Genomic DNA, 25,685 nt, shown 5'->3' on the forward strand with positions numbered 1-25,685 from the left:
GCTAGTCGCGGTCTTAGTGCCGCGCGACGATCAAGAGATCGCGGGCCTCGTCGAGCTGGCCGGCCGGGCCGCTCCAGGTCAACCGCCCACTGTCGATCAGGTGAAAATGGGTCGCCAGCATCTGCGGCACCTTGAAATTCTGTTCGACGAGGACGACCGCGGTCCCCTGCTGATGAATCTCGCCGATGGCGGCGATGATCGCGTCGATGATCACCGGCGCCAGACCTTCGGTCGGTTCGTCGAGCAGCAGATAGTGCGGATTGGCGAGCAGCGCGCGGCCGATCGCCAGCATCTGCTGTTCGCCGCCGGACAGCGAAACGCCGTTGGCCTTGCGCCGCTCCGCCAATCGCGGGAACAGCGCATAGACGCGCTCGCGGGTCCAGTAACCTCTCGGGTGCAGCACTTCGACCAGCCGAAGATTTTCCTCTGCGGTGAGATTGCTGAAGATCTGCCGGTTCTCCGGGACCAGCCCGATGCCGCGCCGGCTGCACACATAGGTCGGCAGACGCGTGATGTCCTCGCCGCCCAGCCGGCGCTCGCCGTGGCTTAGCGCGTGCGCTCCGGCCAGCGCGCGCAGCAAGGTCGACTTGCCGGCGCCGTTGCGCCCGATCAGCGCGACGATATCGCCTGGGGTGACCGCGAACGACACCCGGTGCAGCGCCTGGGCTTTGCCGTAGAACACGTCGGCGTCGCGCAGCTCAAGCATGGGGCGCCGCCTCCGAACCGAGATACAAGCGTCGGACCTCGGCGTTGGCCCACACCGCGCTCGGACGATCCTGCATCAGCACTTCGCCGCTCACCATCACCACGACCTCGTCGGCGATCTTGTCGACGGCCTCCATGTTGTGCTCGACCAGCAGCACGCTGCGGCCCTTGCGCACCTGCTGCAGCAGCGCCATGGTCGGTTCGATCTCGGCCTGGCCGACGCCGGCGAGCGGCTCGTCGAGCAGCAGCACCTTCGGGTCCGGGATCAGCGCGATGCCGATTTCGACCGAGCGCTGCTTGCCGTGACTGAGCATCGTCACCGGCCAATCGAGTTCATCTTCCAGCCCGACCAGCGCCGCGACCTCGCGGGCGCGCCGCTCCAGTGCCGGCCAGCCGGACACCGGCCGCCAGCACGGCTGCCAGCCGAAGGCGCGCGACTGCGCCGCCAGCCGCAGATTTTCCAGCACCGTCATGTCGTGGAAGATGTTGATGATCTGGAAGCTGCGGCCGAGCCCGGCGGCGGCGCGGCGGTGGACCGGCAGCCGGGTGATATCGACGTCGCCGAGCCTGATGCGGCCCGAGGCCAGCGCCACCCGGCCGCTGATCGCGTTAATCAGCGTCGTCTTGCCGGCGCCGTTCGGGCCGATCAGCGCCAGCGTCTGGCCGGACCGCAGCTGCAGCGAGACGTCGCTGACCGCGCGAAACGCGCCGAAGCGGACCGCGACCTGCTCACAGGCAAAAGCGGGAGGAGATGTCAGCGGCGCCACAGCTTCTTCCCCAGTCCGGCGATGCCGTTCGGCAGATAAATCGTGCAGACGATGAAGATGACGCCGAGCAGGCCGTACCAGTGCTCGGTGTGCGCCGACAGCTGTTCGCGCAGCAGCTCGACCAGAGCGACGCCGATCACCGGACCGATCAGATGGCCGCTGCCGCCGAGCAGCGTCATGATCACCACGTCGCCCGAGATCTTCCAGCCGAGCAGCTGCGGGCTGACATACATCATCAGCGACGCCAGCAGCGCGCCGGCGAGGCCGGACACCGCGCCGGACAGGATCAGCGCCGTCAGCCGCAGCGCGCCGACGTTGAATCCGACCTGTTCGGCCCGCACCGGATTCTGGCGGATGCCGCGCAGCGCCTGCCCGAGCGGCGACGCCTGCAGCACGCCGCAGAACGCCAGCGCGGCGACGAAGAAGCCGAAGATCACCCAGTAGAAATTGGCGGCGTTGAAGAAGTCGATGTCGAACGCATGCGGGCGAGGCACGCCCGGCAGCCCGTCGACCCCGCCCGACAGCTGCCGCAGCCGCGTCGTCATCACGATCGCGATCAGTTCGGCGAGCATCAACGTCATCAGCGCGAAGTACAATCCGGAGACGCGGCGGCCGATCAGGCCGAACAGGCCGGCGGTGGCGCCGCCGACCACGATCGCAGCAAGCATCCCGGCGGAGAACGGCAGCTCGGCCGACAGCATCGTCCACGCCGCCGCGTAGGCGCCCATCCCGAAGAAGGCGGCGTGGCCGAACGACAAGAGCCCGGCGAGCCCGAACGAGATGTAGTAGCCGAGCGCAAAGATCGACCAGGCCATGATCAGCGCGGCGAAGTACAGCACGCCTTCGTCGGCCGACACGAGCGGGGTCGCGGCGAACGCCAGCGCCAGCACCACGACGGTGATCGCGTTCGCATAGCGTGTGATCGTCATGACGTCCGCAGCCTTATTCCGAACAGGCCTTGCGGCCGGACCAGCAGCGTCACGACCAGGACCCCGTAGGTGGCGATGTCGATCCATTCTGCGGCGTATTGCTGGCCGTAGGCCCGCGTCATGCCGATCAGCAGCGCGCCCACGACCGCGCCGCGGATGTTGCCGAGGCCGCCGATGATCACCACGATGAAGCAGTCGAGGATGATCGAAAAACCCATCTGCAGCTGGATCGGCAGCATCGGCCCGGCGATCGCGCCGGCGACCCCGGCCAGCGCCGCGCCGAGCGCGAACAGCGCGGTGCGAACCCGGCCGACGTCGACGCCCAGCATCTCGGCCATCCCGGCGTTGTTGCTGCTCGCCCGCAGCACGAGGCCGAGCTTGGTGCGTTCGATCCCGAAGAACAGCAGCACGACCATCGCGGCGCCGAACAGCACGACGAACAGCCGATACTTCGAAATGTCGGTGCCGAACAGATGCACCGCGCCGGACAAGCCCGGCGGCGGCGCGATGTTGTGAAGCTGCAGGCCCCAGATCATCCGCACCGCTTCCTCGATCACGAGGATCAGACCGAACGTCGCGACCAACTGGAATTCGTGCGGCCGCTCATAGATCGGCCGCAGCACGACGCGTTCGATGCCGGCACCGACCACCGCCAGCACGATCGGCGCCACCAGCAGCGCGAGCCAGAAGTTCTGCGTGGTGGCGGCGACCTGATAGGCCACATAGGCGCCCAGCATGTAGATCGCGCCGTGGGCGAAGTTGATGATGCCCAGCATGCCGAAGATCAGCGTCAGTCCCGCGGCGAGCAGGAACAGCAGCATGGCGATGCTGAGGCCGATGACGAAGGTCGACATCTGTCGCTCGCAGGACCGTGGCGGGTGAGGTTTGGGTGGGTTGGCGGTCAGCCGGCTGTCGGCGTCATGGGCACGGCTTGAACAAGGTGGTCGCCGGCATGGTCTCGACCACCTTCATGACCACCGGCATGCCTTCGCTGCCCGCCTCGGCGACACCGAACAAGCCGACCTGCTCGGCCTGGTTCTCGCAGGCACGAATCCGCTTCACGCCCTCGACCGAGTCCTCGCGCACGCTGGTCTTGAACGCGTCGACCCATTTCTCCTTGTCCCAGCTCTTGGTGCTTTCCACCGTGTCCAGCCACCAGCTCAGACCGTCATAGGCTTCGCCGGCGTACTGGCTCGGCAGCTCGCCGTATTTCGCCTTGTAGGCCGCGACGAACTTCTTGTTGCGGGGCGTGTCCTGGCTGAAGTGATAACGCAGCGTCGAGCTGACGCCGATCGAGCCAGCCGGCCCGACCGCCTGGCCGAGCGTCTCGTCCATCAGCATCGTGCCCAGCACCTTCATCTTCTGCGGCAGATTGATTTCGCCGCCCTGCTTCAGCGCAGTGACGACATCGCCGCCGACGACGATCAGCGCCAGCCCGTCCGCGCCGGATTTGACTGCCTTGTCGAGGATGATCGAATAGTCCTTGGATCCGATCGGCGCAAACTCCTCGCCCACCACTTCGATGCCCTTGCCGGCAAGATCGGCCTTCAGCTCCGTCCACATCTCGCGGCCGACCTGATAGTCGGCGACAATGCCGTACATCTTCTTCACGGACTGACGCTTGGCGAATTCGCCGATCATGATGTTTTCCATCGGCACCGTGTTCGAGGTGCGGAAGGTGTAGCGGTTGCCGTCTGTGCCGGTGATGCGCGAATCCGCCGACAGCGTCACGATCATCGGCACCTTGCGCTGACCGGTCAGCTTCATGATCGCCAGCGTCGAGCCCGACGACACCTCGCCGAACACGGTGTCGACGCCTTGCGACAGCGCGCGAGTGGCCTTTTGCACCGCAACCTGCGACGACGTCTCGGTGTCTTCCCAAACGATTTCGATCGGCTTGCCGAGCACCTGACCGCCGCGCTCTTCGATCGCGATGGTGGCTCCGCGCCGCATGTTTTCGCCGATGATGCCCCACGCTCCGCTCAGCGAGACGATGCCGGCGATCTTGAATTTGTCGCGGGTCTGTGCCGACGCGGGCAGCGCGATGCCGGACAGCACGGCGATCGACAGACAGATGCTTGCGGTGAGCCGTTTCATGATGCCTCCCTGGATCTCTGTACGTGGCGCTTGCCGCGCCCTTGACGCCAGGTAATATCACCGGCACGGCAATATATCAATAATGTTTCACTAATTGGGAGGACGGCCATCGTGAGCGAGATCGCCCCGCTTGCTGCAGACGCGAACACCGACAGCGAGGACCTGCGGCAACTGATCGCATTCGTCGGCTATCGGCCGAACGCGCTGTTCACCATGGCCAAGCGTCCCGGGCTGCTCGACGCGGTGCTGGGCCTGGTGCGCGTCACCGTGCGCGGCGACGGCCAACTGTCCGAAGGCCTGCGTTTCCTGATCGCGGCCGAAACCAGTCGCGCCGCCGGCTGCCGCTACAGTGCGGCGCACGCCGCCCACGCCGCCGCCCATGCCGGGGAGCCCGAGGACAAGATCGCCGCGCTGCCTGCGTATCAGTCGTCGGCGCTGTACGACGCGGCGGAGCGCGCCGCGCTGGCTTTCGCCAGCGTCGGCGGCGAACTGCCGATGCGCCCCGCGGCGGCGGCGTTCGCAGCCGCCCGAATCCACTTTCCGGAACCGGCACTGATCGAAATACTTGGGGTTATCTCGGCGTTCGGTTGGTTCAACCGGTGGAATTCGCTTAACAACTCCGACCTCGAGGCCGAACCTGCGGCGTTTGCCCAGCGCATCGGCTGGCTGCAGCCCGAACAGTTCATGCGAAGAAAGGCCTGAAGCAATGACACGCGTGCTGCGGAAGGCGGAGAGCCGGCGCGACAGCAAGGCCCCGTTCTCCTTCAGCGAGCAGTCGCTTCACCGCACGCTCGAGCTGGTGTTCTACGCCCACATGGAAATGGCCGACCTGGCCAACCAGGTGCTGGCCCTGCACAAGCTCGGCCGGGCTCATCACCGGGTCTTGTACTTCGTGGTGCAGCAGCCGGGCATCACCGTCAACGAATTGATCTCGATCCTGCGCATCACCAACCAGGCGCTGTCGCGGACGATCAATCAGCTGGCGCAGATGCAGCTGATCGAACAGAAACCCGGACAGCAGGACCGCAGGCATCGCTGCAACTTCCCGACCCCGAAGGGCATCGCGCTTTGCCGGCAGCTCACGCGGCTGCAATATCAGCATATCGACCGGAGCCTTGCCGGCGTGCCGCGCGAGGATCTGAAGGTGTTCTGGGACGTGCTACTGCGGATGGTGCGCGAAAAGGACCGCGCCTGGATCACCACATCCGATCAGCTGAAGTGACGGCGCCCATCGCGCAGGCCTGGGCCACCACCGTGGCCGGCAGCGTTGTTGCACGTCGCCTTCGCGCACTATGGTGGCCGGCCGCCGTCTCGGCAGACTTCAAGCTGTCTCTTCAGGACGCGAGCGAATAGGACTTGAGCTCGGCTTCAGCATGCCGGGGCGAGAAGCATGTGACGTGCGCGCCGGGCGAGCTTAGCATGTGAACGCTCCGCTTCATCTCCTCGAGGATCAGCATTTCCTTCTGCTCGAGTTCGCGGACCGTGCCGCCGACGCCGAGCGCGAATGTGCGGCCGTAGCGCTGGATCGGGGTCATCATGCCGATCACGCCCTTCCCTCGCTGCACGGTGTGCTTGGAAAATACGTAGCCCTGCTTCTGGATGGTGTGGACCTGCCCCAGCACCTCCGACAGACCCACCCGCTCGGTGTCGCTCTTGCCGTAGTTGATCCGCCGAACCAGCTTGTCGATCGCCGCGTCGCTTTTCGAGCTCAGCAGCAGCCAACCGAGACCCGACCTTGCGATCGAGCGGACTGTCCCGGCCCTGATTGCGACGTTCGCGCAGGACGCGGGAATGAAAACATGAACGTATTGGGCAAAGACGTCACTCTGCGTCGCGATGCTGACCGGCTGTTCGGTGATGGCGCTCAGCCGCTCCATGATGCCGAGCACCTGGTTATCGTCGAACAGCGCGCCCGGCACCCAGTGTCCGAGAGCGTGGCAGCGCATGGTCGGCATGTAGGTGCGCGAAGCGCGGTCGTAATCCAGATAGCCGAGCATGACCAGGCTCTTCAGCAGGACGGACGCGCTCGACACCGGATAGCCGAATTGCTCGGCGATTTCCTTCAAACTCGAAGGTCGCTGGACCACATCGAAATATTCGAACACTTCGAAGATGCGGCCTGCGGTCTTGATGACGCTTTGTTCAGCCATGATAACCTCCCTGGACGTATTTTCGTAAAGCGTGATGCGCTCAGCCTGCATCCTGGCGCGCCAGCCCTCCGACGAGTTGGATGGCCTGGACGCATACCGCTTCGCGATCGAACGCATCCGAATTGACGCGGAGCTGCAGCGCTAAGCCGCGCAGCATGCCGACAATCAGCGCGGCCAGCACGGCTGGGCGCACGGCTGCGTCGATCTCGCCGTTGGCCTGCGCCTCGACGATCATGCGCTCGAGGTAGGTGCGGAAAGCCCTGTCGGCCGCAACGAACGCGCTGCGGATCTCGCGATCACTGCCGAGCGCCTCACCAAGCAGCACGTAGAACGCGCGGCTGGCGGAGTCGGTCGAGGCCTGCGCCAAGAACGATCGGATCGCGGCGTTCAGCGACGCCAGCCCGCCCGGCATCTTGTTGTCGCGGGTGACGCGCTGCAGGAAGCGCTTCTGCACCTGTTTGGTCACCGCCTGAATCAGGCCGGCCTTCGAGCCGAACCGCGCCATCACCAGCCCATGGCTGAAGCCGGCGCGTTTGGCGATGGCATGGATCGACGCCTTGGCGCCTTCGGCGGCCACCAGCTCGATAGCGGCATTGAGGATCGCCTCGGTCGACTCGGCCGCACGCGCGGACTGCTTGCTGACGGCCGACGACTGCGCGGCAGGCATGATGACGGTTCTCGTTGCCTCGACCATGGGTTTATATATGATCATATACCGAAAGTCGATGCGTCTGGCGTGGTGCATCGGTCAAAGTCGTGGAGAAGACCCAAGATGCCCCGCGCCTTCGAGCCCGAGCTTGTTCCCGTCCTGCCCAATCACCGGTTCGATGAGGGCGCCTTGCTGCGCTATCTGGACAGCCACCTCGCCGGATTCGAAGGCCCGTGCCGCGTGCAGCAATTTCAGGGCGGCCAGTCCAACCCGACCTTTCATCTCGCCGCGGCATCCGGCAACTACGTGCTGCGCAAGCGGCCAGGCGGGACGCTGGTGCAATCCGCGCATGCGGTCGATCGCGAGTATCGCATCATGGCGGCGCTGGGCGGCACAGGCGTGCCGGTGCCGAAGGCGCTGCTGTACTGCGCCGACGCTGCGGTGATCGGCACGGATTTCTTCGTCATGGCGCACCTGCCGGGGCGGATTATCACCGATCCGCTGATCAAAGGCGTCGCCGTGGCCGAGCGCGACGCGATCTACCGCGATCTCGCGCGTACGCTGGCGCGGCTGCACGCGGTTGACCCCGCCAGGGTCGGCCTCGGCGACTACGGCCGCGTCGGTGACTACATCCCGCGGCAGCTGGCGCGCTGGTCGAGGCAATACGCCGAAACCAACCTGCCGCAGGTGCCGGAGATGGACGAATTCCTCGGCTGGCTGCGCGAGCGCGTGCCGGCCATTCGCGACGAGACCACGATCGCGCATGGCGACTATCGGCTCGGCAATGTCATCATCCATCCGACCGAGCCGCGCGTCATCGGCATCCTCGACTGGGAGCTGTCGACGCTGGGCCATCCGCTGGCCGACCTGGCTTATTGCTGCCTGCCCTGGTATCTGCCGCCCGACTTGAACGGCCTCGCCGATGAAGACGCCGCAACGATTCCGTCGCAGGCGCAATTCGTCGCCGATTATTGCGAGCAGGCGGGGCGCGACGCGATCCCGGATTTTACCTTCTTCGTGGTGTTCTCGCTGTATCGCTGGGCCGCGATTGTCGCCGGCGTGTATCGCCGGGCGCTCGATGGCAATGCCTCGGATCCGCGCGCCATCGGCTCGGGCGAGCGCTTCAAGCACATCGTGAAGACGGCGACGGGGCTGATCCGCGCGGCGTAGCGATCAGAAGCCGTACAGCGCCGCCGCGTTGTCAACCAGAATCTTGCGGCGCGTCGCGGCGTCCGGGATGCACGTCAGCATCAGATCGATTAGCACGCTCTCGGCCGGCAGGGTCTCAGGCGTATGGCCGACATGCGGCCAGTCGCTGCCCCAGACCAGCCGATCCGGGTTAGCAGCGACCAGCGCCTGCATGAAGGCCGCCGTGTCGTCATAAGGCGCGCCCTTGCGCGTATTTCGATCGGCACCCGAGATCTTGCACCAATAGCGGCCGGTCTTCAGCCGCGCCAGAAAGGACTGAAAACCCGCATAGTGCACGGTCTTATCAGTCATGGTGCGGCCCATATGGTCGATCACGAAATCGAGCGGCAGCGCTTCGATCTCGCCCGCGAGCGCGTCGAGGTCGCCGGTCTCGATCCACAGCTGCGCGTGCCAGCCGCGCTCGGCAATCCGCGGCGCCAGCGTCTTCAAGCCGTCGAAGCTGAGGCCGCCGCTCGACACCGGCTTGCCGTCCTGACGCAGCATGTTGACGCGCGCGCCGCGAAACCCCGCGGCGGTCAACTCGTCGAGCCGCTTGTCGCTGACGTCGTCCTGCAGCACCGCGACGCCGCGGAGCTTGTCCGGAAAACGCTTCAGCGCCTGCAAGGTCACTTCGTTGTCGGCACCCGCAGCCAGCGCATGGACGATCACACCGCGCGCGATGCCGATCTCGTCCCACATCGCGAACAGCGCTTCGACCGGAAACTCCTGCACCGGCGAGAAGCGGCCCTCGGACTGCGCCGGGTAGGTCGCGAACGGCCCGTAGATATGCACGTGACAATCCGTACTTCCGTCGGGAAGTCGCTTGCTATCATCTGCCATACTGGCCTCCGCAACCGGCGATCACACGCCGAGATAAGCTTCCTGGATATCCGGCGCGTTGGCGATCTCGCTGGCCGGCCCCGCGCGGACGATGCTGCCGACGCGCAGCACATAGGCGCGGTCCGCGATCTTCAGCGCCGCGCGCATGTTCTGCTCGACCAGCAGGCTGGCGATGCCTTTGGCTTTCAGCTTGCCGATCGACGCCAGCACGAATTTGGTCAGCACCGGCGACAGGCCGAGCGACGGCTCGTCGAACAGGATCAGCTCGGGCCGCGCCATCAGGCCGCGGCCGATGGCCAGCATCTGCTGCTCGCCGCCCGAAAGGCCGCCGGCGAGCTGGAAACGCCGCTCCTGCAGGCGCGGAAACATCGTCATGACATCGTCGATCGTAAATGTCGGCCCGCCCCCGAAGGCATCGACGATGCCGAGGTTGGCCTCGACCGTCATGTCCGGAAAGATCTCGCGGCCCTCCGGCACATGCGCGATGCCGAGCCGGCTGGTCTGCCATGGCCGGCGCCCATCGATGCGCTTGCCGTGAAAGACGATTTGTCCGGACGTGATCGGCAACACGCCGGAGATGGTGTTGAGCAACGTCGTCTTGCCGGCGCCGTTGGCACCGAGGATGGCGACGATTTCGCCCGGCTGCACGCTGATCGCAACATCGCGCAGTGCCTGCACTTTGCCATAAGCAGCCGAGAGGCCTTCGATCTTCAACAAATCAGTCATCGTCGGATCCGAGATAGGCGGTGATCACCTCGGGATGGCGGAACACCTCCTCCGGCGCATCGACGGTGATAGGTCGCCCATCGACCAGCACCAAAGCGCGGCCGCACAGCGCCTTGATCACCGTCATGTCATGCTCCACGATAACGACGGTGCGGCCCTGCGCCACCTTCTCGATCAGCGCGATGAAATCCGCGGTCTCGCGCCCGTTCATGCCGGCGGCGGGCTCGTCGAGGAACAGCAGCTTCGGATCGGACATCAACGCCACAGCCACCGCGAGGCGGCGCTGCACGCCGTAGGACAGCGTATTGCCGATGCGATCGCGATCCTGCGACAGGCCAGACATTGCCAGGACATCCTCGGCCTTGGCACGAAACGCGGCCATCTCGGTGCGATACGCCTCGCTGCCGACGATGCGACCGATCACCGAATGGGTGAAGCTGGCGTGGCGGCCGTACAGCAGATTGTCGTAGACGGTGGCCTCGCCGAACACGGCCGTGCGCTGGAACGTGCGCGCCACGCCGGAGCGTGCCACCACATGCGGGCTGATCTTGCCGACGTCCTGCGCCAACACCTCGATCCGCCCCGAGGTCGGCTTGGTGATGCCGCAGAGGACGTCGAAGAACGTCGACTTGCCGGCGCCGTTCGGACCGATGATGCCGAACACCTCGCCCTCGCCCACTGTCAGGCTGACGCCGTTGAGCGCTACCACGCCGCCATAGCGTTTGACGATATCGATGGCGCGGATCGCGACCGGCCGACCGCCCGTATCAGCGAGAGCTGTTTGCACGGCGACCTCCCTTTAATCGCGACGCCAGGCTGGCGATGATCCTGTGCAGGCCGCCTGGCGCGAAAATCATGATGACCACGATCAGCAGCGAGAACACCAGCACGCGGACATTGGGATCGAGGTCGAGATAATACGGCAGGATGCTGAAGATCACCGCGCCGATGATCGGCCCGACCAGCAGCCCGGTGCCGCCGATCAGCACCGCCAGCAGCGCATCGACGGTGTTGGCGACGGAGAAAATCTCGGGGGTGACGATCTGCGTGTACGGCACGCACAACGCGCCGCCGAGCGCCGCGATCGGCGCGCTGAGCATGAACGCCTTCAGCCGCTGGCGGAACACGTCGACGCCGATCGACTGCGCAAGGTGGCGGTTCTGCCTCACGCTCTCGATTGCCGCGCCGAATTGCGACGAGCGCACCGCGTGCAGCAGCAGCACCATCGCGATCAGCACCGCGGCGCACACCCAGAAATAGGATCGCGGCTCGGTCATCAGCAGCGGGCCGAACTTGATCGGGGGGAAGCCGAAAATGCCGAGCGGACCTTCGGTGAGGTGCGTCAGGTTCAGCGCCGCCACCATCATCACGCCGGACAGGCCCCACGACACAATCGAGAAATAGGCGCCGGTCAGCCGCAGCGTCATCCAGCCGATCGCCGCCGCGGCCGCCGTCGACAGCAGCATGCCGACCAGGATCGTCACCTCGTAAGGCAGGCCGAACTTCACCATGCCGATGCCGACGCTGTAGGCGCCGAGGCCGAAGAACACGCATTGGCCGAGCGGCACTTCGCCGAGGCCGCCGAGCATCAGATTGAGGCTGAGCGCGAACAGCGCGAACGCACAGGTGTAGCCCGCGAGAGTGATGACGAAGGTGTTGGTGACGAACAGCCCGAACACGACCGCGACAGCGGCGGCCGCAAGCGTCAATGCCGGCACTGCCCACGATCGACGGGGCACGGACGGCGTCATCATGTCGGGCTGCGCCGCAGCCACATTTTCAACAGAGCCGGTCATCTCAATGCCTGTAGAGTTGCGGGCGGCCCATCAGCCCCTGCGGCCACAGCAACAGCACCGCGATCACCAGCGTCCATCCGAGCGCCGGCGTCCACGACACCGACACGTAGGTCTCGAACAGCGCATTGGCGACGCCGATCAGCAGCGCGCCGAGCATCGCACCGGTGATGCTGCCCATGCCGCCGAGGATCACCACGGTGAAGCCTGTGATCAGCGTGGCGTGACCCATCGTCGGATAGGCGGTGACAATCGGCGTCAGCAGAGCGCCGGCGAGGCCTGCCGCGGCGACGCCGACCACGAAGGAGAGGCTGCGGATCAGCGGCACGTTGATGCCCGAATACAGCGCCCCGCGTGGATTCTGCGCCACCGCAAGCACCTGCTGCCCTTTGACTGAGAACCGCAGCCAAAGACCGAACGCCGCCAACACCGCGATCGAAACGACCAGCACGAAGATGCGCTGCCCGGTAATCAGGATGTTCGCGACGGACAGCGTGGTCTGTGAGAACGGCGAGCTGATCGGATGCGGATCCGGCCCGAACAACAGAATCAGCGCCGCCACGAAGGCCTGCCCGAGCGCGAAGGTGACGATCAGGGAGCCGTGCGAGCCCTCCTCGTAGACCACGCGGCGGATCACCAGATATTCGGTGACGAAACCGACGATCGCTGTGGCCACGAAGGCGATCGGCAGCGACACCAGATATGGCACGCCGTAGCTGTTCAGCAGGAACACCGCATAGGCGCCGATCGCGAAGAACGCGCCGTGGGCGAAGTTGGCGATGTGCAGGATGCCGAACACCAGCGTCAGGCCGACGGCGATCACCGCGTAGCTGGCGCCGAGCACCAGCCCGTTGACCAGCGTTTGGATCAGAAGCGTCATGCCCGGCTCCTTGCGATCGCACTCATCACTGCACGCGGACCACTTCGAGCTGGGTCAGCTTGCCGCCCTTGACCTGCTGAATATAGAAATTCGGCGCCCGCGCCCGGCCCTTGGCGTCGAATTTCAGCTCGCCGCGCGGCGACGGCCAGGCGTTGTCGCGCAGCGTCTTGGAGATCTTGTCGTAGTCGGAATCGGTGCCGGCCTTGTCCATCGCGGCGGCGATCGTCTTGACGGCCTCATAGATCACCAGATTGCCCTTGCCGGGGTCGAGATTGTACTTCTTCCGATAGGCCTCGATGAACGCATTCGCCTTGTCGTCCGCGCCCGGCACCATGAAGATTTCGCCGGTGATGACGCCGTCCATCGCGCCTTCCGACGGCGCCAGCATGCCGGGCACCACGACGCCGGGCGACATCACTTCCTTGGGGAAGCCGCCGAGCTGACGGATCTGCTTCCACAGCTGCGCGGCGCGCGCCGGATAGGCATCCGCGACGTAGATCATCTCCGGATTGAGCGATTTGATCTTGGTGATGATCGAGGTGAAATCGTTGGTCTCGGCGTCGTAGGTCGAGACGTTGACGAGTTCGATATTCGCCTTCTTCAGGCTCTCGCGCAGCAGTTCCAGCACCGTCTTGTTGAATTCGGTGTTCTCGCCCATGTAGGCGACGGTCTTCGGCTTCAGCTTGTCGACGATATAGGCGTTGAACGACATCGCGTTGGCCGAGACGGTGTTGTTGACCTGAAACAGCCATGGGCTGCCCTGCTCGGTGATCGCGTCGGCCTGCGCACCGGCGTTGACCTGCAGGATCCTGTTGCGCGTCACCGATGATTCCGCCAGCACTACCGAGCTGTTGGTGCCGCCGGTGATCGCCTTGACGCGGCCCATCGAAATCAGCTTCTGCACCGCGGCGACGCCGCCCTGCGGCGAGCCCTTCTCGTCCTCGAACACCAGTTCGATCTTGCGGCCGCCGAGAATGCCGCCGGCGTTGTTGATCTCTTCGACCGCCAGCTCGGCGCCGCGCTTGGAGTCCTGCCCGTAGGTCGCGGCCGCGCCGGACAGCGGCGCTGCGATGCCGATCCGCACGGTTTCTTGCGCGATCGCGCCGGAGCTCAAGAAGCCGAGCGCGAGGGCGACCGCGGCGAGGCGCTTCGTCGAGTTATGCATGCTGTGTTCCTGAAGGTGCGTTGAGTCGGATCAGAGATTGCGGCGGAACAGCGCGAACAGCCGCTCCCAGTGCCGCTCAGCGCTGTCTTTGTGATAAAGGCGGCGGGTCGGAAACGCGAAGCCGTGTTCGGATTCCGGATACATTTCGATGTGGCCGTTGACGCCGCTCTCGTCGAAGATCTGTTTGAGCTTCTGTAGATCTTCGTTGCTGATGTAGTGGTCGTGCTCGGCGCAGGCGAGATACATCTCGCCCTTGATCTTGTGCGCAGCGAGGTGCGCGGAGTCCGGCGCGTCGGTGATCAGGCGCGCGCCGTAGACCGAGGCCGAGGCGCCAACGCGGTCCGCGAAGGTGCCGGCGTTACGCAGCACATAGCGGCCGCTCATGCAGTAGCCGACCATCCCCACCTTGCCGGGCCGCGCCATCTTGTCGGCGTCGAGATACTTGAACAGCTCCGCCGTGTCCTCCTCCACCATCGTGTTGGTGAGGTGGCGATTGAGCTTCCACAACAATTCGATCTTGTCGGTGTAGGCCGGGTCGCGCAGCCGGTTGGCGTCGAGATCGACATAGCGCGCCAGCCGGTAGTACATGTTCGGCATGATCACGTAATAGCCGACCGTGGCGATGCGGCGACACATGTCGGCGAGCTCATCGCGCACGCCGACCGAATCCATGTTGAAGATCACCACCGGGAATGGGCCATCGCCGTCCGGATGGTAGATGTAAGTGTTCATCGAGCCGTCGCGCGTCGCGATATCGACGACCGATTCCTTCATGAATCCTCTCCGAATTTTGTTTGTTGGCGCATCGCGCAAGTTGGATCGATTATGCGCCCGCGACCTTCGCCGTCCAGCGGATTCAGGATCGCGCCCAAACTTCCACATTCGTGAAAATCGCCGAAGCAGCACGTGACCGAACGTCGCCGCCGCGCCTGGGTAGCTGCCCAGAATTCACGGATGTGAAAGACGCCGCTCGCGGGCGAATTTGCTTGGCACCGCGCGCCCCGTCGCGATACGCGCGACCAGCACCGGAGGCTACTCATGTCCAGCGAGCACATCCTCACGACGATCCAAGACCGCGTCGCCACCCTCACCTTTAATCACCCGGCGCAGATGAACGCCTGGGGCCCGGCGTTGGAAGCAGCATTGCGGGACGCGATCGCCGTATGCGCCGCGAATGACGAGGTGCGTGCGATCGTGCTGACCGGCGCGGGCCGCGCCTTCTGCGTCGGCGCCGAGATGGGCCGGCTGGCGTCCAACTCTTCCGCGTCGCAACCCGCCGCGGCCGCGGTGGTCCCGGAAACCGGCACGGGCAATTTCGATCAGCGCTACAGCTATCTGCTCGATGTGCCGAAGCCGATCATCGCCGCGATCAACGGGCCGGTCGCGGGCGTGGGATTGTGCATCGCGCTGTATTGCGACCTCCGCTACATGGCGGCTGGCAACAAGATGTCGACCTCGTTCGCGCGCCGCGGCCTGGTCGCTGAGCACGGCAGTGCGTGGATGCTGAGCCGCCTGATCGGGCCGATGAACGCAGCCGACCTGCTGCTCTCGGCGCGCACCATCACGGCGGAGGACGCAGCCCAGATGGGGCTGGTCCGGGTGCTGCCGCAGGACGGCTTCCTCGCCGGCGTTCAGGCGATCGCGTCCGACCTCGCGAACCTGTCGTCGCCGCGATCGATGGGGATCATCAAGCGACAGCTCAACCTCGCGCCGTTCCAATCGCTGGCTGAGGCGACCAAGCTGGCGGACGACGAGATCGCCAAATGCCGCGGCACCGAAGACTTCAAGGAAGGCGTAGCGCACTTCGTCGAAAAACGCCGCCCCGCCTTCACCGGCCGCTGAGCGGCGCGGGGTCCGTTTGTTGGTTGCTTCAGTCGTTATGGCTTTCCAGGCGCACTGAGTCTTCATCCTGAAAGGTCCGCCCCGATCGACGGCGTTCTGAATGGGGCGATTCTCTATCCACGCATCATGCCCGGCCTTGTGCCGGGCATCGACGCCTTGCTGACGGGAGATGCAGAACAGGCGTGGATGGCCGGGACAAGCCCGGCCATGACGAGACTCATTGCGATCTGAACGATCGCGGAAACTCCCAACTGCGCTAGCGCCCCTTGAAGTTCGCGACGCGGCGCTCGGCGGTGGCTTTGACGCCTTCCTTGAAGTCTTCGGTGTCGCGCAGGCGGTTCTGTTCCTGCAGTTCGTGGTCGGTCGCGGCGGCGATGCGGTCGGCGAGGCCGGCGCGCATCGTGGCGCGCGTCGAGAGCAGGCCGAGCGGCGAGCATTCGGCGATTTCGCTGGCGAGCTTCATGGCCTCGTCGCGCACCTGATCCTGCGGCACGCAGAGATTGGCCAGCCCCATCCGCAGCGCGTCTTCGCCGGTGACGCGGCGGCTGGTGTAGAACATCAGCTCGGCGTTGTTCTTGCCGATCAGTTCGGGAAGCGCGGTGGTGAGACCGAAGCCGGGGTGAAAGCCGAGCTTGGTGAAGTTCGCCGCAAAGCGGGCTTCCGGACAGGTGACGCGGAAGTCCGCCGAGATGGCGAGGCCGAGCCCGCCGCCGATTGCGGCGCCCTGCACGGCCGCGACGATCGGCTTCCTGTTACGATAGATCCGGACCGCCTCGACATACAACTCGTTGCCGCCGCGCGTGCGGTTGGCAGTGGCCGGCGCGTTGGAGAAGTCCGCGCCGGCACAGAACGCCTTGCCCTGCGCGGCCAGCACCACTGCCCGGCAATTCGCATCGGCGTCGATGGCATCGAGCGCGTCGGCGATGTCCTTGATCAGCACCACGTCGAAGAAGTTCAGCGGTGGCCGGCGGATTTCGATGGTGGTGACGTGGCCATTGGCCTCGACATGGATGTCGCGCTGCGTGCTCATAGTGATGTCCTTTGTTGTCAGCGCAGGCCGAGCCCGCGCGCGATGATGCCGCGTAGCACCTCGGTGGTGCCGCCCTGGATGGTGAGCTTCGGCGCGATCTTGAGGTTGAAGGTGAGGCATTCGTCGAACGCGGCGTGATTGGAGGACTCGGGGTCGGCAAACGCCGCGAGTTCGCGCGCGCGGTGCGGCAATTGCTGCTCCCACAGCGTGCCCATGTCCTTGACGATGGCCGCTTCCACCACCGGCTCGCGCCCCGCGGCGAGCATGCCGGCGACCGACACCGACATGCGGCGCAGCGTGTGCAGCTGAGCGACCAGGCGCCCGATGCCTTCCGCGGCGCGGATATCCGGATTGGGACCGACAGCGCGCACGAGTTCGGTCAGCACCGCGTAGGTTTCGAGGAATCGCTCCGGCCCGCTGCGTTCATAGGCGAGCTCGGAGGTCGCCTGCTTCCACGCGCCGTCGATCTCGCCGAGTACGTGGTCATCGGGGATGAACGCGTTGTCGAACACCACCTCGTTGAATTCGCGCTGGCCGCTCATCTGCCCGATCGGATTGCAGGCGATGCCGGGCGTCTTCATGTCGACCAGGAACGAGGTCAGGCCGTGGCGCCGATTCTCCTTGGTCGACGGCGACGTGCGGAACAGGCCGATCATGTAGTCGGAGACGTTGGCGTTGCTGGTCCAGATCTTGGTGCCGTTGACCGACCAGCCGCCGTCCGTCCGGGTCGCGCGCGTCTTTGCCGCGAACAGATCCGATCCGGAGTCCGGCTCGCTCATGCCGATGCAGAAGCTGATCTCGCCGCGGATGATACGCGGCAGGATGTCGGCTTTGATCTTCTCCGAGCCGTAGCGGATGATGGTCGGGCCGCTCTGCCGATCCGCCACGAAGAAATGCCGCACCGGCGCATTGGCCACGCGCATCTCCTCGGTGACGACGTAGCGCTCTAGGAAGCTGCGCTCCTGCCCGCCATATTGCTTCGGCCAGGTCATGCCGATCCAGCCGCGCGCGGCGACGCGCTTGGCGAAGTCCCTGGCCAATTCGGCGCTGCCGCCTTCGCGCTCCGGCGTGAAATGGCCGGCGGCGATTTCCTCCGCGAGAAACGCGCGGACGTCGGCGCGCAGTTTCTGGCAATGCTCCGGCAGGCGAATGGGATCGAAGCGCAGCGCTGCGGTCATAGATGTTCTCCTGCTTAGCGAGATGCCACGAGCGGCCACAACTCATCGGCGCCATGCTCGGTCACGAACCGGCCGAGCTCTGCCGCCCAATGACTTTCGGAGCCGAAATCGTCGCGCCACGACAATGCGCGCAGCGAATAGCGATGCAGCACATGCTCGTCGGTGTAGCCGATGGCGCCATGGACCTGATGCGCGATGCCGGTCGCCGTCTCGGCAGCCTCGCCGCAGCGGATTTTTGCGGATGCGATCTCGAGCAGCGCTTCATCGCTCCCGAGCGGCAGCGTTGCGATGGTCTGCGCCGCCGAGTTCGCCGCGCTAACCGCCGCCGCGACTTCGCCGGCGAGCCGCGCGAGATTGTGCTGCACCGCCTGGTATTTCGCGATCTTCTTTTCGAACGCGACGCGCTCGCCAGCGTAGCGCACGGAAATCTCCAGCAGCGTCTCGAGCGCGCCTGCGATCTGCTGGCAACGCACCGCGCTGCCCATCAGCGCGAGTTGCCGCATATCGAAGTCACCGGGCGCGTCCGCGGCCGCTACCGGCTGAACGCGATCGAACACCACATCGTCGCTCGGATCGCCGGCGAGCGACGAACCCTGCCCGATGCTGCAGGCGCTGCGCTCGACCAGCGCGATCGTCACGCCCTCCCCTTCTGCCTTGGACGCGGCCACAACGATCAGCTGGGCGTCGCGGGCAAACGGCACGCGTTGCGCGGTGCCGCTGATCGAACCATCAGCCGCGATCCGGCAAGGCCCGCGCGGCCCGCTCGGCGCCAGGGTCATCGTGCCCTGCGGCGCGGCGATGCCGGCCCGCGCCAGCAGCCAGCCAGCCAGCATCGTCTCGGCGAGCGGGACGGCGAGCGCCGCACGCCCGGCGGCACGCAAAACGCCGAAGCCCTCTTCAAGGCTGACGCCGGCGCCGCCATGCGTTTCGTCGACCCACGACAGCAGCAGTCCATTGTCGGCCAGCGCCTGCAGCAGCGGCGCTTTCCAACGCTCGTCCTTCGTGGCGATGACGGTTTGCGGATCGGCGAGATCGCGGAAGATGCGCTCGGCCGTCTCCACGACGATCAACTCATCGTCGGACATGACATGGCTCCTTGAGAACAAAGATCAGTTCGCTCACGCCGTCGCGGCCTGATGCGGCGGTTCGGGCGTGGCGACGACGCCGTCGGCTTCGAGCGAGGCGATATCGGCTGCGCCGAGGCCGAGATATTCGGCGAGGATCTCGTGCGTGTGCTGGCTGAGGCGCGGGGACGGCCGATCATCGGCCGGATCGGCGCCATGGATACGCAGCGGACTGCCCGGCACCACGATGCGGCCGAATTGCGGGTGATCGATCCAGCGCAGCATGCCGCGCTCGTGCATGTGTTTGTCGTTGGTGACCTCGATCAGGTCGCGCACCGGCGCCGACGGCACCTTGAACTTGCCGAACACCCTGAAGGCTTCCGCCTTGGTGTGGCGCGAGGTCCACTCCGAAATGATGCGGTCGACCTCGTCGATATGGACGACGCGGGCGGGCTTCGAAGCAAACCGCGGATCGCCGATCAGATCCTTACGGTCGATCGCGCCGAGCAGGTTCGCCCAATGCGTCTCGTTGATGCCGATGATGGCGATGAAACCATCCGACGTCGGATAGACGTTATACGGCGCGGCCGCGAGTCCGCCGTGGCGATTGCCGGTGCGCGGCGGCGCGATGTTCTTGTCGTAGACGAAGGCGAGATTGGACGCGAGCGTCGGATACACCGTCTCCTGCATCGCGACTTCGACCAGGCGGCCCGCGCCGGTGAAAGTGCGCTCGTACAGCGCGGTCATGATTGCCGCGTAGAGATGAATGCCGCTGAGAAAGTCCACCACGGCGGGCCCGCATTTCACCGGCGGACCATCCGGAAAGCCCGTGACGCTCATCAGCCCCGACGCGGCCTGCACGGTGATATCCATCGCAAGATTGTCGCGGTCCGGGCCGGACAAGCCGTAGCCCGAACCCGACGCGTAGATCAGCCGCGGATTGATCGCGGAGAGCACCTCCCAGCCGACGCCGAGCTTGTCCATCACGCCCGGCGCGTAGTTCTCCAGCAGCACGTCGGCCTGCGCGACCAGCTTCTTGAGAATGTCCTTGCCGCGCGGGCTTTTCAGATCGAGCGTGATGCCGCGTTTGTTGGCGTTCAACATGGCGAACGGAACAGCCGCGCCCTTGCTGACATTGACGCGCTGCCGGATCGGTTCACCTGCGAGCGGCTCGATCTTGATGACGTTGGCGCCGGCCTGCGCCATCAGGAACGTGGCGTAAGGTCCCTGATAGACCTGGCCGAGATCAACGACGGTCACCCCGTCGAGCGGTCGATTTTTGCGATCTGCCACGATTCAACTACTCATCTGCGCGAGGCGTCGACGAACGCGCGCTCGCTTCACCGATCGTCAATGTGTGAGACCGCCCCGCGATAATCCAGCGGAAACGGCGCGCCGGGCTCATTTGCATATCCGTGAAAAACGCGGCCTTGCTATTTGGCAGCGCGCACCGCGGCGGTCGACGATGCGGTTGCGATCAGCCGATCGTCGGCGTCGCGAAGTTCGGCCTCGAGGAACGCGATGGTGCGGCCGATGCGAACCACCTTGCCGTACGACCTGTAAGTTCCCGGATGCGCGGCGAGCAGAAACGCCACCTTGATCTCGAGGCTGGCGACCGACGTGCCGGGATCGGACAGGAAGTGACACGCCGTCGCCATCGCCGCGTCTAGCCATCCGGTGACGATGCCGCCCTGCACGATGCCGCCTCTCGGATGTCCCGGCACCGAATGGCAATGGCGCGTTTCAGCTAGCCACTCCATCGTCGCGCGGCGCAACGTCTCGTCGTAGCCGATCAGCCGGCCGTTCAGCAGATCCCACGCCGGCGGGTGCCGCGCCTGGATCATCGCCACGATCTCGGCGACGCTGTGAGTCTCAGCCACGCGACGCGCCCTCCTCGGCAAGGCCGCGCTGATAGGTCGACGGATTGCAACCGAAGCCGCGCGAGGCGCGCTTGGCGAGCCAATAACCGGCCTGCGCCGGCACGTCGGCATAGCGCGACGCGACGCCGAGTTTCTCGGCGGCGTCCATCGCCCAGTTCGGATTGTTGAGGAATTCGCGGCCGACCGCGACGAGATCGGCCTGGCCCTTTTGCAGAATGTCTTCGGCCTGGTCGCCATGGATGATCAGGCCGACCGCCATCGTCATGATATCGGCCTCGCGCTTGATCTGCTCGGCATAGGGCACCTGATATCCATAGCGCGTCAGGCGGGCGAAGTTCGGCACCTTGCTGGTCGTGCCGCCGGTGCTGCAATCGATCACATCCACGCCGCGTGTCTTCAGCTCCTTGGCGAGCGCGACGTTCTCGGTCGGTCCCCACCCGGCATCGTCCTCGATCGACAGCCGCATGAACAGCGGCTTCTCGGCCGGCCAGTGCTGACGCACGCACTCGGCGACCTCGAGCGCAAACCGCATCCGGTTGGCGAGCGATCCGCCGTATTCGTCGGTGCGCCGGTTCGACTCCGGCGACAGAAACGAATGGATCAGATAGCCGTGGGCGCCGTGCAGCTCGATCATGTCGAAGCCGCAGGCATGCGCCCTGGCGGCGGCGCGGCCCCAGGCGGCGACCGCCTCCGGAATTTCATCACGACGCAGCTCCCGCGGCGTTGTCCAGCCTTCGCCATACGGAATCGCGCTCGGCCCGATGATGTCCCAGTCGTCCCAATCCGCCACCTCAGGCACGCGCGACAGCGGCCCGTCGCCTTCCCAAGGACGCTTGCTCTTGCCCTTGCGGCCGGTATGGCCCAGTTGCAGGCCCGCCGCAGCTCCGTTGGATTTGATGAACGATGCGATCCGGGACAGGCCGGGAATGAATTTGTCGTCCCACAGCCCGAGGTCGCCGAGCGTGCCGCAGCCGCGCCGCTCCACCTTGGTCGATTCGACGATCACCAGACCGGCGCCACCCGCGGCGAAGCGGCCGACATTGACCAGATGCCAGTCGGTGACGAAGCCCGCTTCGCCCGAATATTGATGCATCGGCGCGACGACGACGCGGTTCTTCAACGTCAATCCTCGGATTTGCATCGGCGAGAACAGCAGCGGCGCCTCGGACATTCGAACCTCCCGTGATTTTTGATCATCCTACGGCCCATCTACGGCGCGCGCCATCCGCCACGTGTGAGCGCCGGATTTTTCACGAACGTGAAAATGGAAGGCGCAACGCCAAAAGCGGCGGAAGCTGATCGCCTTCCCCGGCACGGCCCGTTAGCGTTGCCGAAAACACGTCGCAACGACAATGAACGGGAGTAATCGCCATGCGATCCGCCTTGCTGCTCACTGCCTTGTTGGCCCTGGTCTTGCCCTCAACGGCTGACGCCCAGGGAGCCAGGAAATACGGACCCGGCGTCACCGATACCGAGATCAAGATCGGCAACATCATGCCCTACAGCGGGCCGGCCTCCTCCTTCGGCAACATCGGCAAGGCCGAGGCGCAATTCTTCAAGATGATCAACGACAATGGCGGCATCAACGGCCGCAAGATCAACTTCGTGTCCTATGATGACGGCTACAGCCCGCCGAAAACGGTCGAGCAGGCGCGCAAGCTGGTGGAGGACGACGAGGTGCTGTTCCTGTTCAACCCGATGGGTACGGCGGGGAACAGCGCTATCAGGAAGTATCTCAATCAGAAAATGGTGCCGCAGCTGTTCGTCGGCTCGGGCGCGACGAAGTTCAACGATCCATCGGCATTCCCCTGGACGATGGGATGGCTTCCCAGCTACCAGGCTGAGGCACGCATCTATGCGCAATACATCCTCAAGAATATTCCGGATGCGAAAATCGGAATCCTTTATCAGAACGACGATCTCGGCAAGGATTTCGTCCAGGGCCTGAACGATGGCCTGGGCGGAAAGATCAAGCCGGTGATGCAGATTTCCTACGAGTTCACTGACCCGACCGTCGATTCGCAGATCTCGCGCCTTCAGGCCGCAGGCGTCAACGTTCTGCTGAACGCATCGACGCCGAAATTCGCCGCCCAGGCGATCCGGCGGGTCGCCACGTTGAAGTGGGACGTCACTCACTTTCTGGTCGCGCTGTCATCGTCGGTCGGCGCCACGATCCGTCCCGCGGGCCCGGAGAACGCCGTTGGCCTGATCTCGAGTTCCTACGCGAAAGACCCTACAGATCCGAACTGGGCCGACGATCCGGGCTTCAAACGCTATCAGCAGTTCATTACGAACTATCTGGATGGCGCCGACAAATCCGATCCCGCACTGCCTTACGCATTCAATGCCGGCAATCTGATCGTCAAGGTGCTGCAGCAGTGCGGCGACGAACTCACGCGCGAGAACGTCATGAAGCAGGCGGCCGATCTCAAGAACGTCGAGCTCGACATGCTGCTCCCCGGCATCAAGATCAACACCTCGGCGTCGGACTATGAACCGATCGACCAGGTGCAGATGATGCGCTTTGACGGCGCCTCATGGGTCCGGTTCGGAGACATGTACACTGCAGGCATTGCTTCGAACTAATCGCGCGCGAGCGTTGCGGCAATTTCGCTCGATGCCTCCGCGTCAGACTGGGGGTCGGCACCGCCGGCTCCCAGGCGCCGGAGTAAGGACGACCAAACAGCGAAAACCGGTCAGAGGCCTCGGAGCGGTGTGCGGCCAAGCCAGCCAATTTCTTTAGCTCGGCTCGATCTACCGACAAAAAGCATCACGTGAGGCCCTCGATCAGGAAAACTCCATGATCACCGCATCGACCGCCAGCGTGGCGCCGGCGGCGGCGTGGATCTTCTTGATCTGGCCGTCGCGTTCGGCGCGCAGCACGTTCTGCATCTTCATGGCCTCGACCACGGCGAGGGTTTCGCCGGCCTTGACCTCCTGGCCTTCGGTGACGGCGATCGACACCACGAGGCCGGGCATCGGGCACAGCACCTTCTTGCCGGTGTCGGCCTTGTCGCCTTCCTTCATCCAGCGCGCCGCGGTGGCCTCGCGCTCGGTGAAGACGTTGACGGCGACCTCGTAGCCCTGATGCGCTAGCCGGAAGCCGTTGGGGATGGCGCGGACCTGCATCGCGACCGGGTGGCCGTCGAGCGTGCCTTCCCACACCGGTTCGCCTGGAATCCACGATGACAGCAGCTGATGCGACGCGCCGAGCGAGCCGTCGGCCTCGACGAAGCGGACGACGAATCCCTCACCCTCGCGGATGACGTCGAGCGGAATCTCGGTGCGGTCGAGCCAGACGCAGCGGCGGCGTTCGCGGATCACCGCGCGGCCGATCATCTGGCCACTGATCTTGCGCTTGCGCTCGCCGATCACGCGGTCGATCGCGGCACCGACCGCAGCGATGCGGCGGGCGACCTCGCCCTCCGGCGCGCGCGCGCCAAAACCCTGCGGGAATTCCTCGGCGATGAACCCGGTCGAGAGGTTACCCTCGCGCCAGCGCGGATGTGTCATCAGCGCCGACAGGAACGGGATGTTGTGCCGGATGCCGTCGACATAGAACGCGTCGAGCGCGTGCGCCTGCGCCTGGATGGCGGCGGCCCGCGACGGCCGTGGGTCACCAGCTTGGCGATCATCGGGTCGTAGAACATCGAGATCTCGCCGCCCTCCTGCACGCCGGTGTCGTTGCGCACGGTGACGCCGTCAAAACTGCTCTCGGTCGGCGGGCGATACTTCACCAGGCGGCCGATCGACGGCAGGAAGTTGCGGAACGGATCTTCCGCATAGACGCGGCTCTCCACCGCCCAGCCGGTCAGGTGCACGTCCTTCTGGGCGATCTGCAGCTTCTCGCCGGCCGCGACACGGATCATCTGCTCGACGAGGTCGATGCCGGTGACCATCTCGGTGACCGGATGCTCGACCTGCAGGCGGGTGTTCATCTCCAGGAAGTAGAAGCTCTTGTCCTGGCCGGCGACGAACTCGACGGTGCCGGCCGAGTCGTAGTTCACGGCCTTGGCCAGCGCCACCGCCTGCTCGCCCATCTTGCGGCGGGTGACCTCGTCGAGCAGCGGGCTCGGCGCCTCCTCGATCACCTTCTGGTTGCGGCGCTGGATCGAGCATTCGCGCTCGCCGAGATAGATGACGTTGCCGTGCTTGTCGCCCAGCACCTGGATCTCGATGTGGCGCGGATCGACGATGAACTTCTCGATGAACACCCGGTCGTCGCCGAACGAGGCTTTTGCTTCGGCCTTGGCGAGGTTGAATCCTTCGGCGACCTCACTGACCGAATGCGCGATGCGCATGCCCTTGCCGCCGCCGCCGGCCGAGGCCTTGATCATCACCGGATAGCCGATCTCGTCGGCGATCTTGACGGCGTGCTTGTCGTCCTCGATCACGCCGAGATAGCCCGGCACGGTCGAGACCTTGGCGTGCGCCGCCGCCTTCTTGGATTCGATCTTGTCGCCCATCGCGGCGATCGCGCTGGGGTTCGGACCGATGAACACGATCCCGGCGTCGGCCAGCGCGCGCGGGAACGCCTCGCGCTCGGACAGGAAGCCGTAGCCGGGATGCACCGCCTCGGCGCCGGTCTTCCGGCATGCTTCGACGATCTTCTCGATCACCAGATAGCTCTCGGCCGCCGCGGCCAGTCCGATCAGCACCGCCTCGTCGGCCATTTCGACGTGCAGCGCGTCGCGGTCAGCCTCGGAATAGACGGCAACCGTCTCGATACCCATGAGCCGCGCCGTCTTGATGACCCGGCAGGCGATCTCGCCACGGTTGGCGATCAGAATTGTCTTGAACAC

25 protein-coding genes and 1 pseudogene are annotated in these 25,685 nt (G+C 65.2%); 5 read left to right on the forward strand and 21 right to left on the reverse strand.

Annotated features, from left to right (window positions below; translation table 11 throughout):
* Nucleotides 1-13: 13 nt before the first annotated feature.
* From D4Q52_RS19070 to D4Q52_RS19090, 5 genes are all read right to left on the reverse strand, one after another.
* Complete coding sequence (locus D4Q52_RS19070) at nt 14-706, reverse strand: ABC transporter ATP-binding protein (protein WP_119858164.1); 693 nt, start codon at nt 704-706, stop codon at nt 14-16.
* Entirely contained in the window at nt 699-1,472 is a 774-nt protein-coding gene (locus tag D4Q52_RS19075; protein ID WP_210210151.1) for an ABC transporter ATP-binding protein, read from the reverse strand. The genes D4Q52_RS19070 and D4Q52_RS19075 overlap by 8 nt, the downstream gene beginning before the upstream one ends.
* On the reverse strand, nt 1,460-2,401 hold the full coding sequence (locus D4Q52_RS19080; protein WP_182915360.1) for a branched-chain amino acid ABC transporter permease: 942 nt from the start codon (nt 2,399-2,401) through the stop codon (nt 1,460-1,462). The genes D4Q52_RS19075 and D4Q52_RS19080 overlap by 13 nt, the downstream gene beginning before the upstream one ends.
* Nucleotides 2,398-3,255: a branched-chain amino acid ABC transporter permease gene (locus D4Q52_RS19085; protein WP_119858166.1), complete on the reverse strand. Its 858-nt coding sequence runs from the start codon at nt 3,253-3,255 to the stop codon at nt 2,398-2,400. Before D4Q52_RS19085 ends, D4Q52_RS19080 begins: the two co-directional genes overlap by 4 nt.
* 64 nt (nt 3,256-3,319) lie before the next feature.
* Nucleotides 3,320-4,498 (reverse strand): ABC transporter substrate-binding protein, encoded by a 1,179-nt coding sequence (locus tag D4Q52_RS19090; protein WP_119858167.1) that lies wholly within the window; start codon nt 4,496-4,498, stop codon nt 3,320-3,322.
* A 111-nt stretch (nt 4,499-4,609) separates the two neighbouring features.
* On the opposite strand from D4Q52_RS19090, the gene D4Q52_RS19095 reads away from it, so the two are divergent.
* Complete coding sequence (locus D4Q52_RS19095; RefSeq protein WP_210210152.1) at nt 4,610-5,200, forward strand: carboxymuconolactone decarboxylase family protein; 591 nt, start codon at nt 4,610-4,612, stop codon at nt 5,198-5,200.
* A 4-nt stretch (nt 5,201-5,204) separates the two neighbouring features.
* The gene (locus D4Q52_RS19100) at nt 5,205-5,720 is read left to right on the forward strand and encodes a MarR family winged helix-turn-helix transcriptional regulator (RefSeq protein WP_119858169.1); all 516 of its coding nucleotides are present in this window, start codon (nt 5,205-5,207) and stop codon (nt 5,718-5,720) included.
* A 112-nt stretch (nt 5,721-5,832) separates the two neighbouring features.
* Here D4Q52_RS19100 and D4Q52_RS19105 read toward each other — a convergent pair whose 3' ends face one another.
* On the reverse strand, nt 5,833-6,648 hold the full coding sequence (locus D4Q52_RS19105; protein ID WP_182915361.1) for an IclR family transcriptional regulator: 816 nt from the start codon (nt 6,646-6,648) through the stop codon (nt 5,833-5,835).
* A gap of 40 nt (nt 6,649-6,688) precedes the next feature.
* Nucleotides 6,689-7,315: a TetR/AcrR family transcriptional regulator gene (locus tag D4Q52_RS19110; RefSeq protein ID WP_182915362.1), complete on the reverse strand. Its 627-nt coding sequence runs from the start codon at nt 7,313-7,315 to the stop codon at nt 6,689-6,691.
* Nucleotides 7,316-7,420: 105 nt separating this feature from the next.
* On the opposite strand from D4Q52_RS19110, the gene D4Q52_RS19115 reads away from it, so the two are divergent.
* On the forward strand, nt 7,421-8,467 hold the full coding sequence (locus tag D4Q52_RS19115; protein WP_119858172.1) for a phosphotransferase: 1,047 nt from the start codon (nt 7,421-7,423) through the stop codon (nt 8,465-8,467).
* A 3-nt stretch (nt 8,468-8,470) separates the two neighbouring features.
* On the opposite strand, the gene D4Q52_RS19120 is transcribed toward D4Q52_RS19115, so the two are convergent.
* The 7 genes from D4Q52_RS19120 to D4Q52_RS19150 form a co-directional block, all read right to left on the reverse strand.
* On the reverse strand, nt 8,471-9,277 hold the full coding sequence (locus tag D4Q52_RS19120) for an amidohydrolase family protein (protein WP_234831251.1): 807 nt from the start codon (nt 9,275-9,277) through the stop codon (nt 8,471-8,473).
* Nucleotides 9,278-9,346: 69 nt separating this feature from the next.
* A complete protein-coding gene (locus tag D4Q52_RS19125; protein ID WP_119858174.1) occupies nt 9,347-10,051 on the reverse strand; it encodes an ABC transporter ATP-binding protein in 705 nt (234 codons plus the stop codon).
* Complete coding sequence (locus D4Q52_RS19130) at nt 10,044-10,838, reverse strand: ABC transporter ATP-binding protein (RefSeq protein ID WP_119858175.1); 795 nt, start codon at nt 10,836-10,838, stop codon at nt 10,044-10,046. Before D4Q52_RS19130 ends, D4Q52_RS19125 begins: the two co-directional genes overlap by 8 nt.
* Complete coding sequence (locus tag D4Q52_RS19135; protein ID WP_210210153.1) at nt 10,819-11,847, reverse strand: branched-chain amino acid ABC transporter permease; 1,029 nt, start codon at nt 11,845-11,847, stop codon at nt 10,819-10,821. Before D4Q52_RS19135 ends, D4Q52_RS19130 begins: the two co-directional genes overlap by 20 nt.
* 1 nt (nt 11,848) lies before the next feature.
* A complete protein-coding gene (locus D4Q52_RS19140) occupies nt 11,849-12,724 on the reverse strand; it encodes a branched-chain amino acid ABC transporter permease (RefSeq protein ID WP_119858176.1) in 876 nt (291 codons plus the stop codon).
* A 25-nt stretch (nt 12,725-12,749) separates the two neighbouring features.
* Entirely contained in the window at nt 12,750-13,889 is a 1,140-nt protein-coding gene (locus D4Q52_RS19145; RefSeq protein WP_119858177.1) for an ABC transporter substrate-binding protein, read from the reverse strand.
* 30 nt (nt 13,890-13,919) lie between these two features.
* Nucleotides 13,920-14,663 (reverse strand): dienelactone hydrolase family protein, encoded by a 744-nt coding sequence (locus D4Q52_RS19150; RefSeq protein WP_119858178.1) that lies wholly within the window; start codon nt 14,661-14,663, stop codon nt 13,920-13,922.
* 264 nt (nt 14,664-14,927) lie between these two features.
* On the opposite strand from D4Q52_RS19150, the gene D4Q52_RS19155 reads away from it, so the two are divergent.
* A complete protein-coding gene (locus D4Q52_RS19155; protein WP_119858179.1) occupies nt 14,928-15,731 on the forward strand; it encodes an enoyl-CoA hydratase-related protein in 804 nt (267 codons plus the stop codon).
* 256 nt (nt 15,732-15,987) lie between these two features.
* Here D4Q52_RS19155 and D4Q52_RS19160 read toward each other — a convergent pair whose 3' ends face one another.
* From D4Q52_RS19160 to D4Q52_RS19185, 6 genes are all read right to left on the reverse strand, one after another.
* The gene (locus D4Q52_RS19160) at nt 15,988-16,761 is read right to left on the reverse strand and encodes an enoyl-CoA hydratase/isomerase family protein (RefSeq protein WP_119858180.1); all 774 of its coding nucleotides are present in this window, start codon (nt 16,759-16,761) and stop codon (nt 15,988-15,990) included.
* A 17-nt stretch (nt 16,762-16,778) separates the two neighbouring features.
* On the reverse strand, nt 16,779-17,939 hold the full coding sequence (locus D4Q52_RS19165; protein WP_119858181.1) for an acyl-CoA dehydrogenase family protein: 1,161 nt from the start codon (nt 17,937-17,939) through the stop codon (nt 16,779-16,781).
* A 14-nt stretch (nt 17,940-17,953) separates the two neighbouring features.
* Nucleotides 17,954-19,024 (reverse strand): acyl-CoA dehydrogenase family protein, encoded by a 1,071-nt coding sequence (locus tag D4Q52_RS19170; protein ID WP_119858182.1) that lies wholly within the window; start codon nt 19,022-19,024, stop codon nt 17,954-17,956.
* A gap of 33 nt (nt 19,025-19,057) precedes the next feature.
* The gene (locus tag D4Q52_RS19175) at nt 19,058-20,296 is read right to left on the reverse strand and encodes a CaiB/BaiF CoA transferase family protein (protein ID WP_119858183.1); all 1,239 of its coding nucleotides are present in this window, start codon (nt 20,294-20,296) and stop codon (nt 19,058-19,060) included.
* Between the two features lie 140 nt (nt 20,297-20,436).
* Nucleotides 20,437-20,883 carry a PaaI family thioesterase gene (locus D4Q52_RS19180; protein WP_182915363.1) on the reverse strand — a complete coding sequence of 149 codons (447 nt, stop codon included), beginning with the start codon at nt 20,881-20,883 and terminating at the stop codon, nt 20,437-20,439.
* Nucleotides 20,876-22,054, reverse strand: coding sequence for an NADH:flavin oxidoreductase/NADH oxidase (locus D4Q52_RS19185; protein WP_119858185.1), 1,179 nt, complete (start codon nt 22,052-22,054; stop codon nt 20,876-20,878). The genes D4Q52_RS19180 and D4Q52_RS19185 overlap by 8 nt, the downstream gene beginning before the upstream one ends.
* Nucleotides 22,055-22,254: 200 nt before the next feature.
* On the opposite strand from D4Q52_RS19185, the gene D4Q52_RS19190 reads away from it, so the two are divergent.
* On the forward strand, nt 22,255-23,469 hold the full coding sequence (locus D4Q52_RS19190; RefSeq protein WP_119858186.1) for an ABC transporter substrate-binding protein: 1,215 nt from the start codon (nt 22,255-22,257) through the stop codon (nt 23,467-23,469).
* A 201-nt stretch (nt 23,470-23,670) separates the two neighbouring features.
* Here D4Q52_RS19190 and D4Q52_RS19195 read toward each other — a convergent pair.
* A pseudogene (locus D4Q52_RS19195) lies at nt 23,671-25,685 on the reverse strand (acetyl-CoA carboxylase biotin carboxylase subunit).

The sequence above is a fragment of the Rhodopseudomonas palustris genome (genome assembly GCF_003591005.1).
GTDB classification, from domain to species: Bacteria; Pseudomonadota; Alphaproteobacteria; order Rhizobiales; family Xanthobacteraceae; genus Rhodopseudomonas; species Rhodopseudomonas palustris_K.

Excerpts from the sequence above, each read along its gene's own strand:
- D4Q52_RS19110 (WP_182915362.1), bottom strand. The coding sequence starts at position 7,315 with ATGCCTGCCGCGCAGTCGTCGGCCGTCAGCAAGCAGTCCGCGCGTGCG.
- D4Q52_RS19070 (WP_119858164.1), bottom strand. The coding sequence starts at position 706 with ATGCTTGAGCTGCGCGACGCCGACGTGTTCTACGGCAAAGCCCAGGCG.
- D4Q52_RS19145 (WP_119858177.1), bottom strand. The coding sequence starts at position 13,889 with ATGCATAACTCGACGAAGCGCCTCGCCGCGGTCGCCCTCGCGCTCGGC.
- D4Q52_RS19150 (WP_119858178.1), bottom strand. The coding sequence starts at position 14,663 with ATGAAGGAATCGGTCGTCGATATCGCGACGCGCGACGGCTCGATGAAC.
- D4Q52_RS19100 (WP_119858169.1), top strand. The coding sequence starts at position 5,205 with ATGACACGCGTGCTGCGGAAGGCGGAGAGCCGGCGCGACAGCAAGGCC.
- D4Q52_RS19105 (WP_182915361.1), bottom strand. The coding sequence starts at position 6,648 with ATGGCTGAACAAAGCGTCATCAAGACCGCAGGCCGCATCTTCGAAGTG.
- D4Q52_RS19165 (WP_119858181.1), bottom strand. The coding sequence starts at position 17,939 with ATGACCGCAGCGCTGCGCTTCGATCCCATTCGCCTGCCGGAGCATTGC.
- D4Q52_RS19190 (WP_119858186.1), top strand. The coding sequence starts at position 22,255 with ATGCGATCCGCCTTGCTGCTCACTGCCTTGTTGGCCCTGGTCTTGCCC.
- D4Q52_RS19115 (WP_119858172.1), top strand. The coding sequence starts at position 7,421 with ATGCCCCGCGCCTTCGAGCCCGAGCTTGTTCCCGTCCTGCCCAATCAC.
- D4Q52_RS19170 (WP_119858182.1), bottom strand. The coding sequence starts at position 19,024 with ATGTCCGACGATGAGTTGATCGTCGTGGAGACGGCCGAGCGCATCTTC.
- D4Q52_RS19185 (WP_119858185.1), bottom strand. The coding sequence starts at position 22,054 with ATGTCCGAGGCGCCGCTGCTGTTCTCGCCGATGCAAATCCGAGGATTG.
- D4Q52_RS19135 (WP_210210153.1), bottom strand. The coding sequence starts at position 11,847 with ATGACCGGCTCTGTTGAAAATGTGGCTGCGGCGCAGCCCGACATGATG.
- D4Q52_RS19085 (WP_119858166.1), bottom strand. The coding sequence starts at position 3,255 with ATGTCGACCTTCGTCATCGGCCTCAGCATCGCCATGCTGCTGTTCCTG.
- D4Q52_RS19140 (WP_119858176.1), bottom strand. The coding sequence starts at position 12,724 with ATGACGCTTCTGATCCAAACGCTGGTCAACGGGCTGGTGCTCGGCGCC.
- D4Q52_RS19090 (WP_119858167.1), bottom strand. The coding sequence starts at position 4,498 with ATGAAACGGCTCACCGCAAGCATCTGTCTGTCGATCGCCGTGCTGTCC.
- D4Q52_RS19080 (WP_182915360.1), bottom strand. The coding sequence starts at position 2,401 with ATGACGATCACACGCTATGCGAACGCGATCACCGTCGTGGTGCTGGCG.
- D4Q52_RS19160 (WP_119858180.1), bottom strand. The coding sequence starts at position 16,761 with ATGAGCACGCAGCGCGACATCCATGTCGAGGCCAATGGCCACGTCACC.
- D4Q52_RS19155 (WP_119858179.1), top strand. The coding sequence starts at position 14,928 with ATGTCCAGCGAGCACATCCTCACGACGATCCAAGACCGCGTCGCCACC.
- D4Q52_RS19125 (WP_119858174.1), bottom strand. The coding sequence starts at position 10,051 with ATGACTGATTTGTTGAAGATCGAAGGCCTCTCGGCTGCTTATGGCAAA.